Raw genomic sequence first — 16,770 nt, 5'->3', positions numbered from 1 at the left:
TTTATTCTAAGTGTTAAGGTTTAGGCTGTTTCGTTGAAAAGTTCACGGCCAATCAGCATGCGGCGGATTTCTGAAGTACCGGCGCCAATTTCATACAGTTTGGCATCACGCCATAAACGGCCGGCAGCAAATTCGTTGATATAACCGTTACCACCTAAAGTCTGAATGGTTTCTCCTGCCATCCAGGTCGCTTTTTCAGCAGCATATAAAATGGCACTGGCAGCATCTTTACGCAGGCTACGGCTATGCTCAGCTTTGTCACATTCAGCACCGACCGCATAAACCAGTGCCTTACAGGCTAGCCAGGTCGAATACATGTCGGCAATTTTGCCTTGCATTAACTGGAATTCGCCCAGCGCCTGACCAAACTGTTTACGGTCATGAATATATGGAATCACGGTATCCATACAGGCATCCATAATCCCCAGTGGGCCAGCACTCAATACAGCACGCTCATAGTCCAGACCACTCATCAAGACCTTGGTGCCATTACCGACGCCGCCCATGACGTTTTCTTTGGGTACTTCGACATTGTCAAAAAACAGCGGATAAGTGTTTGAACCGCGCATACCCAGTTTGTCCAAATGTGTGCCATGACTGAAACCTGGCATATTTTTTTCAACCAGAAAGGCGGTCATGCCTTTGGCGCCGGCCTGCAAATCGGTTTTTGCATAGACCACCAGGACATCGGCATCGCCACCATTGGTGATCCACATTTTTGAACCATTCAACAGGTAGTGATCGCCTTTGTCTTCTGCTTTCAGTTTCATGCTCACCACATCCGAGCCTGCATTCGGTTCAGACATTGCCAAGGCACCGACATATTCACCTGAAATCAGTTTAGGCAGATAACGCTGTTTCTGTTCTTCAGTACCATTTCGCTTAATTTGGTTCACGCATAGGTTAGAATGTGCGCCATAGGACAGCCCAATGGATGCAGAAGCACGGGAAATTTCCTGCATGGCAATGATGTGCGCCAGATAACCAAAATTTGAACCGCCATATTCCTCACTGACTGTCAGCCCGAGCAGGCCCATCTCGCCAAATTTTTTCCAAAGGTGAGCAGGGAACTCGTTGTCACGGTCAACCTGTTGAGCAATCGGGGTAATTTCTTTGGCGCAAAATGCGGCCACTGAATCACGAAGCGCTATTAGAGTTTCATCCAAACCGAAATCCAAGCTTTGTAAATTCATTCTTCATCCATCCTGAGGTTATATTTGTTGTGTCCAAAAAAGCATTGTTGTTGTGCTTGTGGTTTTAACATACAACGAAAAAATAAAAAAGTGAATCTATATTCACAAAATGATTTACAATTCATTTTATCTTGTTGAGATTAATTTTATGAGTTATAAAAGATCATCATTGATGCAGGAACGAATGGAACAAAATCGCCTGTCGATTTTGGAATCTGCTCGTGAACTGATTATTCAAGGGGGCTTGAAGGAGGCATCGATTCAGGCGATTGCAGAACGCGCAGGCGTTTCTACAGGGCTGGTCTATCGATATTTCGAAAGCAAAAGCCAGATTTTAATTGAGGTTTTGTCGGCCGCGATTCAGCATGAAGTCGGAATTCTGAACCATATTGCCGAGTCAGATTTATCGCCAAAACTGAAATTGCAAAAATCTGTTACAACTTTTGTCAAGCGTGCCATGAATAGCCCCCAATTGGCGTATTCACTGATGTTCGAACCGGTTGATCCGGAAATGGAACATGAGCGTTTTCGCAGTAAGCAGCTGCTTAAGCAGAGCATTAAGGAAATTCTGGCCGAAGGAAAGGTCAATGGAGAATTCGAATTTGAAGATTTGAATACGGCAGCGTTGGGCGTGGTTGGTGCCATGACCTTTGTCGTGATTGAACCTTTAAATCCGTCCCGAAATGTCATGTTTGATCAGAAGTATAAGGATCACTTTGTCAAACAGATTGCCGATTTTTGTGTCAACGCAGTACGTGGGCAGGAGGAAAATTTACAAGCATAAACACACAAAAAACCGGTACACAGACAAGGTCGTCGTGGTCATAAAACAATTAGTAAAGTTGAAAATCAGAATTACAAAGAATCAAGGAGATCGATTCAATGACACAAGTACGGTTAAGCTATGCCTATGGAACCAGCAGCCAGCCTTTATTGGGCATGACGATTGGTGAAAAATTTGATCAGGCTTGCGAGCGGTATGCAGAACGTGATGCGGTAGTGAGTTTGCATCAGAACATACGCCTCAGTTACCGGCAGCTACAGGAACAAGTCAATGCCTTTGCCTGTCAGCTGCTGAAAATGGGTATGCAAAAAGGTGACCGTCTGGCGATCTGGTCGCCGAACTGTGTGGAATGGACCATTACCCAGTTTGCAGCCTTCAAGGCAGGCATTATTCTGGTGAATTTAAATCCAGCTTATAAAAGCAACGAGCTTGAATATGTGCTGAATAAAGTCTCTTGTAAGGGACTGGTGATTGCAGCGCAGTTTAAGACGACGGACTATCAGGAAATTCTGACTAAAATTGCACCGGAATTGCAGGAAACCGAAGGTAAATTCCTTAATGCAGAGCGACTGCCACATTTAAAGCATGTGATTAAAATTGATGATCAGCAGCATACCGGCATCCACCGTTTTCAGGATTTACTAAGCTCGCCTAGTGCGCAAGAGTTGGAACAACTGCAACAGATCTCCAGTGAATTGCAGTTTGATGAAACGATTAATATCCAGTTTACCTCGGGCACTACGGGCAATCCGAAAGGCACCATGTTGACCCATAATAATATTTTAAATAATGGTTATTTTGTCGGTGAAGCCATTCATTTAGGGCCAGAAGACCGTGTCTGTATTTCAGTGCCTTTATTCCACTGTTTTGGTATGGTCATGGGCAATCTGGCCTGTATTACGCATGGCTCTGCCATGATCTATCCATCAGCTGTATTTAATCCGCTGGAAACCTTGAAAGCCATTCAGCAGGAAAAATGTACTGCGGCTTATGGTGTGCCAACCATGTTTATCGCCATTCTTGAGCATGAACAGTTTGACGAATTTGACCTGTCCAGTCTGCGTACCGGGATTATGGCGGGTAGTCCATGTCCGCAGGAAATTATGCAGCGCGTGATTGAACGCATGCATATGTCTGAAATCACGATTTGTTATGGCATGACCGAAACTGCGCCAGTGAGTGCACAAAGCTCAACGGCAGACAGTGTCGAGCGACGTGTTAGTACGGTTGGCCGGGTACATCCGCATCTGGAAGTTAAAATTGTCGATGAAAATGGCAAGGTGGTGCCACGCGGTCAATTGGGCGAGCTATGTGTACGCGGTTATTCCGTCATGCTCGGTTACTGGGAAGACCAGGACAAAACTCAGGAAGTGATTGATGCTGCACGCTGGATGCATACCGGTGATATCGCTGAAATGGATGATGAAGGCTTTGTGAAAATCAAGGGTCGAATCAAGGATGTCGTCATTCGTGGCGGAGAAAACCTGTTCCCGAAAGAAATCGAAGATTTCCTTTATACCCATCCTGCCGTTTCAGATGTACAGGTGATCGGTGTGCCAGACCATAAATATGGTGAGGAACTTTGTGCTTGCATCATCCTGCATGAAAATGATCCGTGTACTGAGGAAACTATCCGTCAGTATTGTAAGGAGCATATTTCTCACAATAAAGTGCCACGTTATGTGCGTTTCTTCCAGGAATTTCCAATGACGGCTTCCGGTAAGGCGCAGAAGTTCAAATTGCGTGAATTTATGCGTGAAGAGCTGAACTTGAAAGAGATTGCTTAAATTGTATTGATGCGATTCTTAAATGGGGCAAAGCAGTATTTAATGCATGCATTGCCTCCATTTGTATAACGGTTTCGATATCAATGTTTAGGCTTTTCTTACTTTTGATGGGCCAAAAGTAAGCAAAATCCCTTTATTTTGCTGAAGGGACTTCCATGTCCCTCAGCAAAATGGCGACATCCATGTCGCCGGGTCTATGATCAAATTTCAAGAAAACAGTAAATAAGATCAAGCTACAAGATTTAAATATTCAATCTATCTAAATACCCGCCTGAGTTTTAGATTCGTGCATAGATTTAGAGTAAAAATATGGCAAAAAACTTTCACAGTGAAGTCGTGGTCGTCAGTTATGACGATCATATCCGTAAACTGATTCCCGGTTATGAACTGGTGCATCAGCAGATTGAAGCAATTCTCAGCACTGAACTCCCAGAAACCGCACATATATTAATAGTGGGTTGCGGAACAGGTTATGAATTGTCGTATTTATTAGAGCAACATCCAGACTGGACCTTTACTGCAATTGATCCATCAGCAGCCATGCTGAAACAGGCTAGTAAAAATCTGAATTCTATAGATCGACAAAGGGTGCAATTCATCCAAAGCACGATTCAAGATTTGAATCAGCCGGATACTTTCGATGCCGCATTGGCCATTCTGGTGGCTCATTTCATTCCAAATTCCGAAAAAAATGGATTTTTTCAGGCTATCCATCAGTGTCTTAAAACCAACGGTCTTGCATTGACCTATGACCTGATGCAACCCGAAGATCAGCAAGACATCAAAATTATGCAGAAGCTGGCACAGCAGACAGGGTTAAGCATGGTGCAAAGTAGCAAGATGATTGAACGCTTGGAGCAGGATTTTCACTTGTTATCTGCGCAAAATTTTACAGCACTTTTAACCAAAGTCGGATTTAAACAGTGCAAAATTTATTGTCAAATCATGAATTATCATGGCTTTTTGCTCAGAAAATAAAGATCAAAGAACTTTTTGCAAATTCTAAAGTTTAAGAGAATATTCAGGGAAGTATTAAAACAATGTCGGCATATTACAGTTTTATTCAGCGCGAACAGCATGCAGATGGCAGTACTACGGCTTATTACCGTTCTAATATTCATGCACAAGGTGCGTGGAATCCGCATGAGCAGCACATGGCGCCAGCCACCGGTATTCTATGCGTCGAACTGGAACAGTTTCAGCCACGTGCTGACATGCGTATTGGTCGGGTCGGACTGGATATTTTTGGCCTGATAGCCTTTGGTGAATTTTCGATTACCACACGCATGATCCGTCCGGGTAAAACCATTGAACTGGTTGAAGCTGAAATGTGTGCCAATGGTAAAACCTGTATCGTGGCACGCGCGTGGAGAATGCTAACTTCAAATACCACGGCCATTGCTGGAGTGGAAGATTTTCCGATCGAAAGTCCAGAATATTTACCGGTTTGGGAGGGTATGCGCTGCTGGCCGGGCGGTTATATCCAGAGTATTGAAACCCGGGCACATGCTGACCATCGTGCAGGCAAGGGCATTGTCTGGCTAAGAAATTCGCTGGACATGGTAGAAGGTCAACCGACGACAGACTTTAGTCGTTTGCTCGGTATGGTCGATACGGCCAATGGCATTGTGCCACGTCAGGACCCGAATTCCGGTTGGGGATTTCCGAATCTGGACCTGCAGATTCATATGCACCGTCTGCCGCAGGGTAAATGGCTGGGACTGGAAGTGGTGCAGCAATATGGTGAAGATGGTATTGGTTTGACCAGCGGGATTCTGCATGATGTTCATGGACCTTTTGGTCGAAGTGAACAAATTCTGACCCTGCGAAAGTTTTAAAGTCTATTCGAAACATCAAGACCAATTGCCTCAATCTTTATTTATTGGCATGCTGTGCGCAATGAGTCAGGAACAGCACAAGATGCGGATAAGTATGATTGGGGCAGGGCGAGTGGCATATCATCTTGCCCTTGTATTGTCAGCACAACATGAGATCGTACAGATCTACAGTCGAACCCTAGAAAAATCACAGCAACTGGCTGAGCAATTCAACGCTCAGGCCATCGCTCGACCTGAACAGCTGAGTCATGAGGTGGATCTGGTCATTATCGCGGTCAGTGATCAGTCGATTGCCAGCGTCATTGAACAGATTCATCCGTATCTGCAGCAGAATCTGATCGTACATACCTCTGGCAGTACCCATCTTGACTTACTGAAAAATGTGCATGCGCGTGCAGGCGTATTTTATCCTTTACAGACCTTTAGTCTGGAACGCCAGATTGATTGGCAGCAGACGCCAGTGTTTATTGAAGCGGTGAATGAACAGGACCAAATCCTGTTATTAGAGCTGGCAAATAGCCTAAGCAATCGTGTTTATACTTATAGTTCTAGTCAACGTCTCAGTTTGCATCTTGCAGCGGTATTTGCCTGTAACTTTGCCAATTATTGCTATGACATGGCCAAGCAGGTAGTGGATGCACAACAGGTCGATTTCAGTTTACTGTATCCCTTGATACTGGAAACCGCCAATAAAGCTACTCAGAATGATCCCAAACAAATGCAGACCGGTCCAGCGATGCGTGGTGATCAGAATATTTTGAATATGCATCAGCAGATGCTAGGCAATATGCAGCGGGAAGATTTACAAAATGTCTATCAGCTATTGAGCCAGCAGATTCTCATGCGTCATCAGAAATGAAGAAGCTGATAATTTATCTACGGAGCAGGGTTCAAAGACAAATTCTGCCCATAAAAAAGCGCTGAATAATCAGCGCTTTTTTGAGTCTTAGATTAAGAAATTTTCTTGAAGATAAAATCATTAATCTTGTGACCTGCTTCAATCCCGCGACGTTCAAACTTGGTTTGTGGACGCCATTCCGGACGAGGATAGCTATTGCCTTTGCCCGCCAGATTTTCCAGTCGTGGACGTTCTTCCAATACTTCAATCATCCATTCCGCATACGGTTCCCAGTCCGTTGCAGCATGGAAAGTTCCGCCAAGTTCTAGCTTTTGCTCCACCAGTGGCATACGGTCATGCGAAACAAAACGGCGTTTAAAATGACGCTTTTTCTGCCATGGATCCGGGAAATACAATTGCACAGTATTGATACTATTGTCTGGCATTTCACGTAATACCTGAATTGCATCAGCATCCAGCACACGTAAGTTCGTTAGGCCTTCAACACCTGCTTCATACACGCACTGCGCAATTCCAGGTACATGGACCTCAATCCCGACAAAGTTTCGCTCAGGATTGGCTTTGGCCATCAATACCAGTGAACGGCCCATACCAAAACCGATTTCTACAGTCAAAGGACGTTCAGGATGTTCAAAGTGCTCACGCAAATCACCGACTGGATATTCCAAAATTAAGTGACCATATTGTTCAAGCGCAGTACGTTGAGAGGTGTTTAGCGGCATTGAGCGGCGCATAAACGTCACGATTTCACGGTGCTCGCTTAAGTTTTCCAGCTCCACGACTTGCTGGTCTAATTGATCGTTCGACATAACTTTGGCAAATCTAAAAATTCAGAATGCGGTATTTTAAGTCCTGAGCCGAGCAAGTCAAACTTTTCTCGGTATTTCTCCATAAAAATTGGCGAGATCTTCCAGATAAAATAAAAGAGCCAATTGAGGCTCTTTTATTAATCACCGTTCATCAGCTACTAAACCGGTCAATCAGTGTACTGCTGGCTTCATTTAAACCGATCACTGTTACGTCTATATTTTGGGCTTTAAATTTCTGGATCACATTATTCAACATGTTCACTGAGGTCACATCCCAGATATGCGCGTGGGTTAAATCCAGTTCGACATGCTCAAGCTTTTCCTTAAAATCAAAGAACTGATAGAATTTTTCTGTACTGCTGAAGAATATCTGTCCGGAAATAATATAGCTGCGTGAATGAGCCGAATTCGAATGTGTATGCACATGTACGGTTCTTTCCAATTTATTAATAAAGAACAGAGCAGAAAGCAGCACGCCGACAAATACACCGAGTGCCAGATTATGAGTGGCAAGCACGACAATAATCACGGCAATCATCACGGTATTAAATTCCAGTGGATGTTTGCTGAATTGCTTGATTGCTCCCCATTGGAAGGTGGTAAATGCCACCATAATCATGATTGCAACCAGTGCTGCCATCGGAATATAAGCCAGCCAGTCTTTCAGGAATACCACCAGACAGAGCAGAAATACCCCAGCGACCAGAGTCGATAAACGGGTACGTGCCCCTGAAGACACATTGATAATTGACTGGCCGATCATGGCACAACCGGCCATCCCGCCCATAAAGCCGCTGACAATATTGGCCATACCCTGACCACGACATTCCTGATGACGGTCACCTTCAGTTCCGGTCACTTCATCAATGACCGTAGTGGTCATCATGCTTTCCAGCAAACCGACAGTCGCCAAGGTAAAGGAATAAGGCAGGATAATTTGCAAGGTTTCCAGATTGAGTGGAATTTCTGGAATCAGGAATACTGGCAAAGTATCCGGGAATTGTCCAAGATCGCTCACGGTACGCATATCTGCACTTAACAACAGCGCCAACCCGCTTAATACGATAATACAGATTAAAGGTGAGGGAATGGCTTTACCGATTTTAGGGATATAAGGAAACAGATAAATAATTGTCAGACCAATCGCAATAAACAGATAACCGGTGCTATCCATCCGGTTAATTTCCGGGATTTGTGCCACAAATATCAGGATCGCCAAGGCATTCAAAAATCCGTATACCACCGCCTGCGATACAAAACGCATTAATTTAGCGACTTTAAAATACCCCGCAATGACCTGAATGATACCGGTCAGAATTGTGGCAGCCAGCAGATATTGCAGACCATGTTCTTTTACCAAGGTAATCATCAAAAGCGCCATTGCGCCTGTAGCAGCAGAGATCATGGCGGGACGTCCGCCAAAAAAGGCAATGGATACTGCAATGCAGAAAGAAGCATATAAACCGACTTGCGGATCGACGCCGGCAATGGCAGAGAAGGCAATTGATTCAGGAATCAGGGCAAGTCCCACCACCAGACCTGCCAGTACATCTGTGCGGATATTGGAAAACCATTCTTCTTTTTTCAGGCTAATCACGAAATATCATCTATATTTGGAAAACCTGTGTATGTTAAACAGATAGAGATAAAAATCTACACAAGATTGACTTGCAAAAGCCCGGAATATCCTGAATATTGAATGAGTAACTGCCCTGAAATGATAGTTACGCTTTTTTGCAATTTACAGGTTTGATCACTTGAAAGTTTGTCAGAAGCGATTTAAAACATTGAGAAGTGTATAACAAGGATCAGAAATGAAGCTTTACTATTCACCAGGTGCCTGCTCACTGGCAGCACATATTATTTTAAATGAAATTAATGTCGATTTTGATTTGGAACGTGTTGATTTAAAAACACATAAAACAGAAAAAGGTACGGATTATTACGAAGTTAATCCTAAAGGCTATGTACCAGCGTTAGAAATTAACCCTGGTCTGATCCTGACAGAAAATGTTGCGATTCTACCGTTTCTTGCTCAACACGATCCAAAACAAGATCTAATTCCACCATCGGGCATGGGACGTGCCAAGGTGCTGGAATGGTTAGGTTATCTGAACTCTGAACTACATGATGCCTATGCGGTGTTCTTCGGTGGCAAGTTATCCGAAGATGAAAAGAAAAAAGCCTATGCGGAGATTGATCGTCTATTGAGTTATATCGATAAAGCGATTGGTGAATCGGACAATGATTATCTGGTGGATGATAACTTTGGGCCTGCGGATGCCTATCTATTTGTCTTGACCAACTGGTCGAACCAGATTGAGCATGATTTGAGTCCATATAAAAATATTATTCATATCCGTAATAAAGTGGCAGAACGTCAGTCTGTACAGATTGCTATGCGTGATGAAGGTCTGATTCCTTAACTAAAAACAAAAATAAAGGACTCAATTGAGTCCTTTATTTTTGTTCATGAAAATTTATTTAAAGAAATAGCCGGTTTCCGGTGAGCTGGCATTGGCCATACGCTTGCGCGGCATACGGCCTGCAAGAAAAGCTTCTCGGCCTGCTTCAACGGCTTTTTTCATCGCAGATGCCATTAATACCGGATTTTGTGCAGCTGCAATCGCTGTATTCATGAGTACACCATCACAACCCAGTTCCATCGCAATCGCGGCATCACTTGCTGTACCGACACCGGCATCGACCAGGACAGGAACTTTGGCATTTTCCTTGATGATTGACAGGGTATGTGGATTCAGAATGCCCAGACCAGAACCAATCAGGCTACCCAATGGCATAATCGCAACACAGCCCATGCTTTCCAGCTCTTGCGCCACGATCGGATCATCCGAGGTATAAACCATGATCTCAAAGCCATCGTCAATCAAGGTGCGCGCAGCTTTCAGTGTTTCGGTTACGTTTGGATAAAGTGTCTTTTCATCACCCAAAACTTCAAGTTTGACCAGATTGTGGCCATCGAGCAACTCACGCGCCAGCATACAGGTGCGGACGGCACTATTGGCATCGAAGCAACCTGCGGTATTCGGCAAAATGGTATATTTTTCCGGAGGAATGACTGACAGCAGGTTCGGCTGGTCAGGATTTTGGCCAATATTGACACGGCGAATAGCGACAGTGACAATCTCTGCACCACTGGTTTCAATGGCCTGCTGAGTTTCATTTAAATCTTTGTATTTGCCCGTGCCTACCAAAAGGCGTGACTGGAATTGGCGTGAACCAATCTGTAATAAATCTTGCATAATTGTCCCGAGTATTAGCCGCCACCGACCGCGTGAATAATTTCTATTTTGTCTGTATCGCAAATTGGCGTATCGCCCAATCTGCTTTTAGGAATAATCATTTCATTGACTTCAACTGCAAAACGCTTACCCTCAAGCGCCATACTCTGAATCAGTTCCAGCAGATTCTTGCAGTGAGTTTCCTGTTGTTCGCCATTGATGTAAATCATCATTCTAGCAACCCTCCATGATTAAGTGTTGTTCAAACTTATCTGGCGTATTTTAAAGCATTCCAGGCCAGAATTAACCATCCGGCAATCATTAAAGCCCCGCCGATGGGCGTAATAGCACCTAAACCGCGGGGTAATCCTAAGGCCATGATATACAGTGAGCCAGAAAACAGTAAAATGCCGACCTGAATCAGACCGAAGCTCCATTGAATGGGCAATGCAGGGATGACTTTCGCCAGTAAAGAAAGAATCAGTAGTCCTAAGGCATGATAGAAAAAATAATCCGTTGCCGTTTGCCACCAGCCGAGCTGTGCTTCAGTCGCCCGCGCTTTTAAACCATGTGCACCAAAAGCACCGAGCATGACTGCAAGTGCCAAATTAAGTGCTGAAATCGCAATCCACATTTGAATTGATCTTCCTGATAAAGTTTGCGCTCAACCTTAGCATAAATTCAAAATGCGGACATAAAAAAGCCTTCATCAAAGAAGGCTTTTTCGAGGTAAATCAGTAACAGAATTTGGTATTAATTGGATGACATCGCCACTTTAATTTTTTCCATGGCATTTTTTTCCAGCTGACGAATACGTTCCGCAGAAACATTATATTCGGCTGCAAGTTCGTGCAGGGTCGATTTCTCGTCATCTAGCCAGCGACGCTGCAAGATATTACGTGAACGATCATCGAGCTGATCCATGGCTTCATGCAGAGCAGAAGTACTTTGCTCTTCATAGTCTTCATTTTCAATCAGACGGGCCGGATCATAACGGTTATCTTCAAGATACAACGCTGGTGCAACATGGGTGGAACCTTCATCATCGTCATCGCTTGAAGCATCAAAAGCCGCATCATACGCCGTCAGACGGCCTTCCATTTCCAGGACTTGTTCTGGTGTGACATTTAAATCATTGGCAATCGACTGTGCTTCTGCGAGCGTCAACTTTTTCGATGATTTCTTCAGGCTGCGCAGATTAAAGAACAGTTTACGTTGCGCTTTAGTGGTGGCGATTTTCACGATACGCCAGTTACGGATCACGTATTCGTGAATTTCCGCCTTGATCCAGTGCACGGCAAATGACACCAAACGTACGCCCATATTCGGGTCAAAACGTTTCACAGCTTTCATCAGACCCAGGTTGCCTTCCTGAATCAGGTCACCTTGTGGCAGACCATAACCTGCATAACTACGCGCAATATGTACCACAAAACGCAAGTGCGACATGACCAGCATTTTCGCTGCATCTAAATCTTGGTCATAGTAATAGCGTTCAGCCAACTCTTTTTCTTGTTCGGCTGTTAAAATTGGAATCTGATTGACAGTGCTGATATAAGCACCGAGGTTGACACCTGGCGCCGATAATGACAGGGGCATCAACTGATTGCGGCTGTCACTCATGTGTTCTCCTTGAAGTGCGGGATAACCCTAAACTAGGTTTTATCTTAATCCAATCTCTCCACAAATAATGGATATTTGGGTAGAGAAATGTAAAAAAGTATACGAAAGTGAGGATCAACAGTTTAATTGAAAATTTTTAAGATTCAATTAAGTAGTGAAACTCTGTATCAGAAATTTTTTTAAATTCAAGCTTGAGCTGATGCAGCTGACAATAGCGGCTGACATCCGTCTGGCTATGCGGATCAGATGATTTCAGCAGGAATGTTTTCTGATTTCCGGCCTTTAATGCGCGCTTTAACATTAATAGCGGCATCGGGCACGGTTTTCCCATGGCGTCTATAAGGCTGAAATGCGCTGGATCTTCGAGCATTACGGTTTCATTTAGGTAGCAGAAAAGGCTATAAATAGTAGCAAATATGATGCCAGAACCAAACTAGTTTAAGAAAAAGAAGATCTAAATGACTTTATAAAGTCTTTTGACAATTTTCATCAAAAAAATAACTAAATCAAACAGAACATGCTAAAAAAAATCTATTAATTGTGATAAACCCATGTTAAGCTCGTTGCGTATTTGGGACTTTGAATAAACAAAGTGATTGTTTTTCACCCTATTACATAAATGGATGTAACCGGGATTTTGTTGATAGTTTTACAGAATGATTACAAGCTTAAAAATAATATTTTCAAACTTGTTTGCTCTGCTGTTTGCAACACCGGGTGGTCCTTCTTTTAGTTTCAATGAGGATTAACTTATGACAGCTGCTCGCGAACAAGGCGTAGTTAAGTGGTTTAACGATACTAAAGGCTTCGGCTTTATTCAACGTAACGGCGGCGATGACGTATTCGTTCATTTCCGTGCTATCCAAGGTGACGGTCACCGTTCACTTCGTGACGGCCAACGTGTTGAATTCAGTGTTGTTAAAGGCCAAAAAGGCTTTCAAGCTGAAGAAGTTCAACCATTAGACTAATCTTCGGATTAAGCTAAAAAGAAAACGCTCCAATATAACTTGGGGCGTTTTTTGTTTATACTATCCCTATCTTAGTGATTACCCAATTAGAGCACCGCTTTATGTCATCTGGTTTTGAAACCTTAAATTTACATCCCAATCTAAAAAAAGCGATTGATGCTTTAGGCTTTACCACCATGACGCCTATCCAGCAGAAGGTTTTGAAATTCACGCTGGCAGGACATGATGCCATTGGCCGTGCACAGACAGGTACAGGCAAAACTGCTGCCTTTTTAATTAGTATCATGAATGATCTGTTAAATAATCCGATTCAGGAACAACGCTATCGTGGTGAGCCACGTGCGCTGATTTTGGCACCGACCCGTGAACTAGCGTTACAGATCGAAAGCGATGCACAGGATCTGGCGAAATATGCTGGTCTCAATGTGGTGACCTTGCTGGGTGGTGTGGATTTTGACAAGCAAAAGAACCAGCTTAATAAAGCGCCTGTCGATATTATGGTGGCTACACCGGGTCGTTTGATCGATTTTGTAGAACAAAAAGAAGTCTGGCTGGACCAGATTGAATTTTTGGTCATTGATGAAGCCGACCGCCTATTGGATATGGGCTTTATTCCTTCAGTAAAGCGCATTGTACGTTTCTCGCCGCGTAAAGAGCAGCGTCAGACTTTAATGTTCTCCGCTACTTTTAGTTACGATGTACTGAATCTAGCACAGCAATGGTTATTTGAACCGGTCACAGTTGAAATTGAACCGGAAAAGAAAACTAATGCCGATGTCGAGCAACGGGTTTATATGGTCGCCAAGGCGGACAAATATAAATTATTGCAAGAAATCCTGCGTGATGAGCCGATTGAAAAAGTCATGATTTTTGCCAATCGTCGTGATCAAGTGCGCAAACTTTATGATCATTTAAAACGGGATGGTTATAAGGTGGTGATGTTGTCTGGTGAAATCGCGCAAGATAAACGCACGAAAATGTTAGATCAATTCAAAAATGGTCAGCATAATATTATGATTGCGACGGATGTGGCAGGGCGTGGTATCCATGTTGATGGTGTATCGCATGTAGTGAACTTCACCTTGCCGGAACAGTCGGATGATTATGTGCATCGTATTGGCCGTACCGGTCGTGCGGGAACCAGTGGTGTGAGTATCAGTTTCCTTGCAGAAGATGATGCGTTCTATCTGCCAGAAATTGAAAAAGCCATTGGGCAAAAATTGCCTTTGACCCGCCTGGAAGGTTACTGCTAATCCAGACCATAGAAAAACCGCTCTTGAAGAGCGGTTTTTTATTGCGCTGTGGTTTAAGGCTTATTTGGCCTGACAGCGAAATGTAAGCACTGTCTGATAATCATCATTCTGGTTTAAACCGGTATTGGTACCTGCGATATTCCCGAGAACGGTAGCCGCTGCCTGAATCATCTGACCTGTTTGTTCATCGACCACGCCTTTTAAAGCGCCGTTATAAGCTGTCTTTTCATCCACAATAATTGGGGTTGATCGAGAGCCACAGGCTTTATTGGCCGCAGTAATCGCGTTGTTTTTCGAGGTCAGTTGATTTTTACCTAATCCGGTCACTTCGTACTGGTTATTTTCCTTTTGCACTGCCAATGCAGTCGGGTTTGAGGCACAAGCAGTAAGCAATAATGCGGAAATAGCTAATCCGCTGAAAGCGATTGTTTTTTTCATCATGAAATCTCGAGTAAATAGGATGCTGAATATTTCAACACAGCAAGCAGCGCAGATTTTGTAGCTGTTGTATAGGTTTGGCAATTTTTGGTATAGCTCTATGTGACTTAGGTGAAAAATAGAGCAGCACAGGATTGAAAAACCAAGCAACTTTATCTTCAAATTGTGATGAGCGTGCTGAATCGCTATGAAGTTTCTAGCGTATTTTTCTTTGAATATGCTAATCTTGAGTATGGTTTTTTAAGTGTAGATATACAAGGCAATGACGGAATCTGCGATTGACATCGTTCATCAAAATATTCACCAACGGCAATCGATTGGTCATCTGCTGGCACCCGCACCCAATGCAGAACAACTGGAAAGAGCCTTTCAAGCGGCATTAACTGCACCCGATCATCATCGGCTCAAGCCGACCACATTTGTGGTGGTTCCTGATGACCAACGTGAAGCCTTTGGAGAATTGCTGTCGCAGGCGCTCATCGATTTGGGTGAAACTGAAACAGCGCAGATTGAGCGGGTCAAGAATCATCCATTTCGTGCGCCTTTACTGGTACTTGCCTTAACGCGTTTGCAGGATCATCCTAAAGTTCCGCATTTTGAACAAATCCTTAGTTCAGGCGCAGCGATTCAGAATTTTCTGCTGTCACTTCAGGTTCAGGGTTTCTCAACCATGTGGCGTAGCGGTGCTGTAGTCGAGTCTGGCCTGTTTAAGCAGGCATTGGGAATTTCAAAAGACGATCTGGTCTCGGGTATTATTTATATTGGCACTGCCGCAAAAGCAATTCCAGCACGCACAGAGATTCGAACCGGTGATTTTGTCAGTTACTGGAACCAGAACAGCTAGTTTGCACGGTATAACAGGATATTAAAAAATAAGATGTCAGAATTAAATTTCTCAAAACTGGTAGAACCGGTTGCAGTTGATCATAAGACAGCTTTAAGAGTAACGGTATTGGGTGGGGGCAGCTTTGGTACTGCAATGGCCAATACTGCAGTGCGTAATGGTTGCAATACCATGATCTGGATTCGTGATGAAGCAGTTGCGGCAGATATTAATGCCACCCATATCAATAAACGCTATTTGCCAGATTTTAAGTTAGAAGAAAATCTGCTGGCGGTGTCAGATCTGGAACAGGCTGTGCGTGATCGCGATATTATTTTAGTCGCAATTCCGAGCCATTCTTTCCGGGATGTTTTGCAGCAAATCAAACCTTTTATTACATCGCAAGCCGTGATCTCGCTGACCAAGGGTATTGAAGCCAAAACCTTTAGTTTCATGAGCGATATTATTCGTGAAGTGTTGCCTGAAGTGCCTTATGGTGTGTTATCAGGACCGAATCTGGCCAAGGAAATTGTGGCAGGACAGCCGGCAGGAACCGTGATTGCCAGCCAGTCCGAGCTGGTGCGTTATGCCGTACAACAAGCCCTACATAGTGCCTTGTTCCGCGTATTTGCTAGTGATGATGTGCATGGGGTAGAACTCGGGGGCGCATTAAAAAATATCTATGCTGTCGCGATGGGCATGGCTGCTGCGTATAACGTGGGTGAAAATACCAAGAGTATGATCCTGACCCGTGCTTTGGCCGAAATGAGCCGTTTTGCAGTAAAACTCGGTGCTAATCCGCTGACTTTCCTTGGGCTTTCAGGGGTGGGTGATTTGTTCGCAACCTGTAGCAGTCCGCTCAGTCGTAATTATCAGGTGGGTTACGCACTTGGCAAGGGTAAGACTTTGGAGCAGGCAACAACTGAACTGGGTCAAACGGCAGAAGGGATTAATACCATTTTGCAGGTCAAGGCACGTTCGGAAGAACTCGATGTGTATATGCCGATTACTTCGGCCTTGTATGATGTGATTTTTGAAGGTGCGCCGCCACTCAATATTGCCTTGTCATTGATGAAAAATGGTCATCGCAGTGATGTTGAATTTGTCTTGCCACATCATCAAGTCTGATCTATAACACAGGGACTGTCTGCGA

Annotated in this window: 19 protein-coding genes; 10 read left to right on the top strand and 9 right to left on the bottom strand. The window is 44.0% G+C overall.

Going from position 1 to position 16,770, the window contains the following annotated elements:
* Positions 1-20 precede the first annotated feature (20 nt).
* Entirely contained in the window at positions 21-1,193 is a 1,173-nt protein-coding gene (locus NI468_RS04585; protein ID WP_004646592.1) for an isovaleryl-CoA dehydrogenase, read from the bottom strand.
* A gap of 148 nt (positions 1,194-1,341) precedes the next feature.
* Here NI468_RS04585 and NI468_RS04580 point away from each other — a divergent pair, with 148 nt between their 5' ends.
* The 5 genes from NI468_RS04580 to NI468_RS04560 all read left to right on the top strand — a co-directional run bounded on the left by NI468_RS04580 (position 1,342) and on the right by NI468_RS04560 (position 6,461).
* Positions 1,342-1,977, top strand: a complete 636-nt coding sequence (locus NI468_RS04580) for a TetR/AcrR family transcriptional regulator (RefSeq protein WP_005251442.1) — start codon at positions 1,342-1,344, stop codon at positions 1,975-1,977.
* A gap of 98 nt (positions 1,978-2,075) precedes the next feature.
* The gene (locus NI468_RS04575; RefSeq protein ID WP_253100230.1) at positions 2,076-3,764 is read left to right on the top strand and encodes an AMP-binding protein; all 1,689 of its coding nucleotides are present in this window, start codon (positions 2,076-2,078) and stop codon (positions 3,762-3,764) included.
* A 309-nt stretch (positions 3,765-4,073) separates the two neighbouring features.
* Positions 4,074-4,742 carry a class I SAM-dependent methyltransferase gene (locus NI468_RS04570; protein ID WP_213687127.1) on the top strand — a complete coding sequence of 223 codons (669 nt, stop codon included), beginning with the start codon at positions 4,074-4,076 and terminating at the stop codon, positions 4,740-4,742.
* 62 nt (positions 4,743-4,804) lie between these two features.
* A complete protein-coding gene (locus NI468_RS04565; RefSeq protein ID WP_004280113.1) occupies positions 4,805-5,602 on the top strand; it encodes a thioesterase family protein in 798 nt (265 codons plus the stop codon).
* Positions 5,603-5,684: 82 nt separating this feature from the next.
* Positions 5,685-6,461 carry a Rossmann-like and DUF2520 domain-containing protein gene (locus NI468_RS04560; protein WP_253100378.1) on the top strand — a complete coding sequence of 259 codons (777 nt, stop codon included), beginning with the start codon at positions 5,685-5,687 and terminating at the stop codon, positions 6,459-6,461.
* A 92-nt stretch (positions 6,462-6,553) separates the two neighbouring features.
* Here the strand turns inward: NI468_RS04560 and trmB are convergent, their stop codons facing one another.
* Both trmB and NI468_RS04550 read right to left on the bottom strand, forming a co-directional pair.
* Complete coding sequence (trmB, locus tag NI468_RS04555; RefSeq protein ID WP_005104490.1) at positions 6,554-7,270, bottom strand: tRNA (guanosine(46)-N7)-methyltransferase TrmB; 717 nt, start codon at positions 7,268-7,270, stop codon at positions 6,554-6,556.
* Positions 7,271-7,421: 151 nt separating this feature from the next.
* Positions 7,422-8,867 carry a SulP family inorganic anion transporter gene (locus NI468_RS04550; RefSeq protein WP_253100227.1) on the bottom strand — a complete coding sequence of 482 codons (1,446 nt, stop codon included), beginning with the start codon at positions 8,865-8,867 and terminating at the stop codon, positions 7,422-7,424.
* Between the two features lie 217 nt (positions 8,868-9,084).
* Here NI468_RS04550 and NI468_RS04545 point away from each other — a divergent pair, with 217 nt between their 5' ends.
* Complete coding sequence (locus NI468_RS04545) at positions 9,085-9,696, top strand: glutathione binding-like protein (RefSeq protein WP_004280108.1); 612 nt, start codon at positions 9,085-9,087, stop codon at positions 9,694-9,696.
* A gap of 54 nt (positions 9,697-9,750) precedes the next feature.
* Here the strand turns inward: NI468_RS04545 and NI468_RS04540 are convergent, their stop codons facing one another.
* The 5 genes from NI468_RS04540 to NI468_RS04520 form a co-directional block, all read right to left on the bottom strand.
* Entirely contained in the window at positions 9,751-10,533 is a 783-nt protein-coding gene (locus NI468_RS04540) for a thiazole synthase (protein WP_253100224.1), read from the bottom strand.
* A gap of 14 nt (positions 10,534-10,547) precedes the next feature.
* Positions 10,548-10,745 carry a sulfur carrier protein ThiS gene (gene thiS, locus NI468_RS04535; protein WP_004280105.1) on the bottom strand — a complete coding sequence of 66 codons (198 nt, stop codon included), beginning with the start codon at positions 10,743-10,745 and terminating at the stop codon, positions 10,548-10,550.
* Positions 10,746-10,780: 35 nt separating this feature from the next.
* Entirely contained in the window at positions 10,781-11,146 is a 366-nt protein-coding gene (locus NI468_RS04530; protein WP_004280103.1) for a DUF423 domain-containing protein, read from the bottom strand.
* A 119-nt stretch (positions 11,147-11,265) separates the two neighbouring features.
* A complete protein-coding gene (rpoH, locus tag NI468_RS04525; protein WP_004280101.1) occupies positions 11,266-12,135 on the bottom strand; it encodes an RNA polymerase sigma factor RpoH in 870 nt (289 codons plus the stop codon).
* 136 nt (positions 12,136-12,271) lie between these two features.
* Positions 12,272-12,505, bottom strand: coding sequence for a sulfurtransferase TusA family protein (locus NI468_RS04520; RefSeq protein ID WP_035335151.1), 234 nt, complete (start codon positions 12,503-12,505; stop codon positions 12,272-12,274).
* A gap of 382 nt (positions 12,506-12,887) precedes the next feature.
* Here NI468_RS04520 and NI468_RS04515 point away from each other — a divergent pair, with 382 nt between their 5' ends.
* Together NI468_RS04515 and rhlB are read left to right on the top strand one after the other, a co-directional pair.
* Positions 12,888-13,103, top strand: coding sequence for a cold-shock protein (locus NI468_RS04515; protein ID WP_004280099.1), 216 nt, complete (start codon positions 12,888-12,890; stop codon positions 13,101-13,103).
* Positions 13,104-13,204: 101 nt separating this feature from the next.
* Positions 13,205-14,356 (top strand): ATP-dependent RNA helicase RhlB, encoded by a 1,152-nt coding sequence (rhlB, locus tag NI468_RS04510; protein ID WP_222112041.1) that lies wholly within the window; start codon positions 13,205-13,207, stop codon positions 14,354-14,356.
* 60 nt (positions 14,357-14,416) lie between these two features.
* Here rhlB and NI468_RS04505 read toward each other — a convergent pair whose 3' ends face one another.
* Positions 14,417-14,797: a hypothetical protein gene (locus tag NI468_RS04505; protein ID WP_004646604.1), complete on the bottom strand. Its 381-nt coding sequence runs from the start codon at positions 14,795-14,797 to the stop codon at positions 14,417-14,419.
* A gap of 259 nt (positions 14,798-15,056) precedes the next feature.
* Between NI468_RS04505 and NI468_RS04500 the strand changes: the two genes are divergently transcribed.
* Complete coding sequence (locus NI468_RS04500) at positions 15,057-15,638, top strand: nitroreductase family protein (protein ID WP_253100221.1); 582 nt, start codon at positions 15,057-15,059, stop codon at positions 15,636-15,638.
* A 33-nt stretch (positions 15,639-15,671) separates the two neighbouring features.
* Complete coding sequence (locus tag NI468_RS04495) at positions 15,672-16,745, top strand: NAD(P)H-dependent glycerol-3-phosphate dehydrogenase (protein WP_253100218.1); 1,074 nt, start codon at positions 15,672-15,674, stop codon at positions 16,743-16,745.
* Positions 16,746-16,770: the final 25 nt, after the last annotated feature.

It is taken from the genome of Acinetobacter lwoffii (assembly GCF_024129355.1).
Taxonomy (GTDB): Bacteria; Pseudomonadota; Gammaproteobacteria; order Pseudomonadales; family Moraxellaceae; genus Acinetobacter; species Acinetobacter lwoffii_I.
This window is presented reverse-complemented; position numbering and strand designations above follow the sequence as displayed.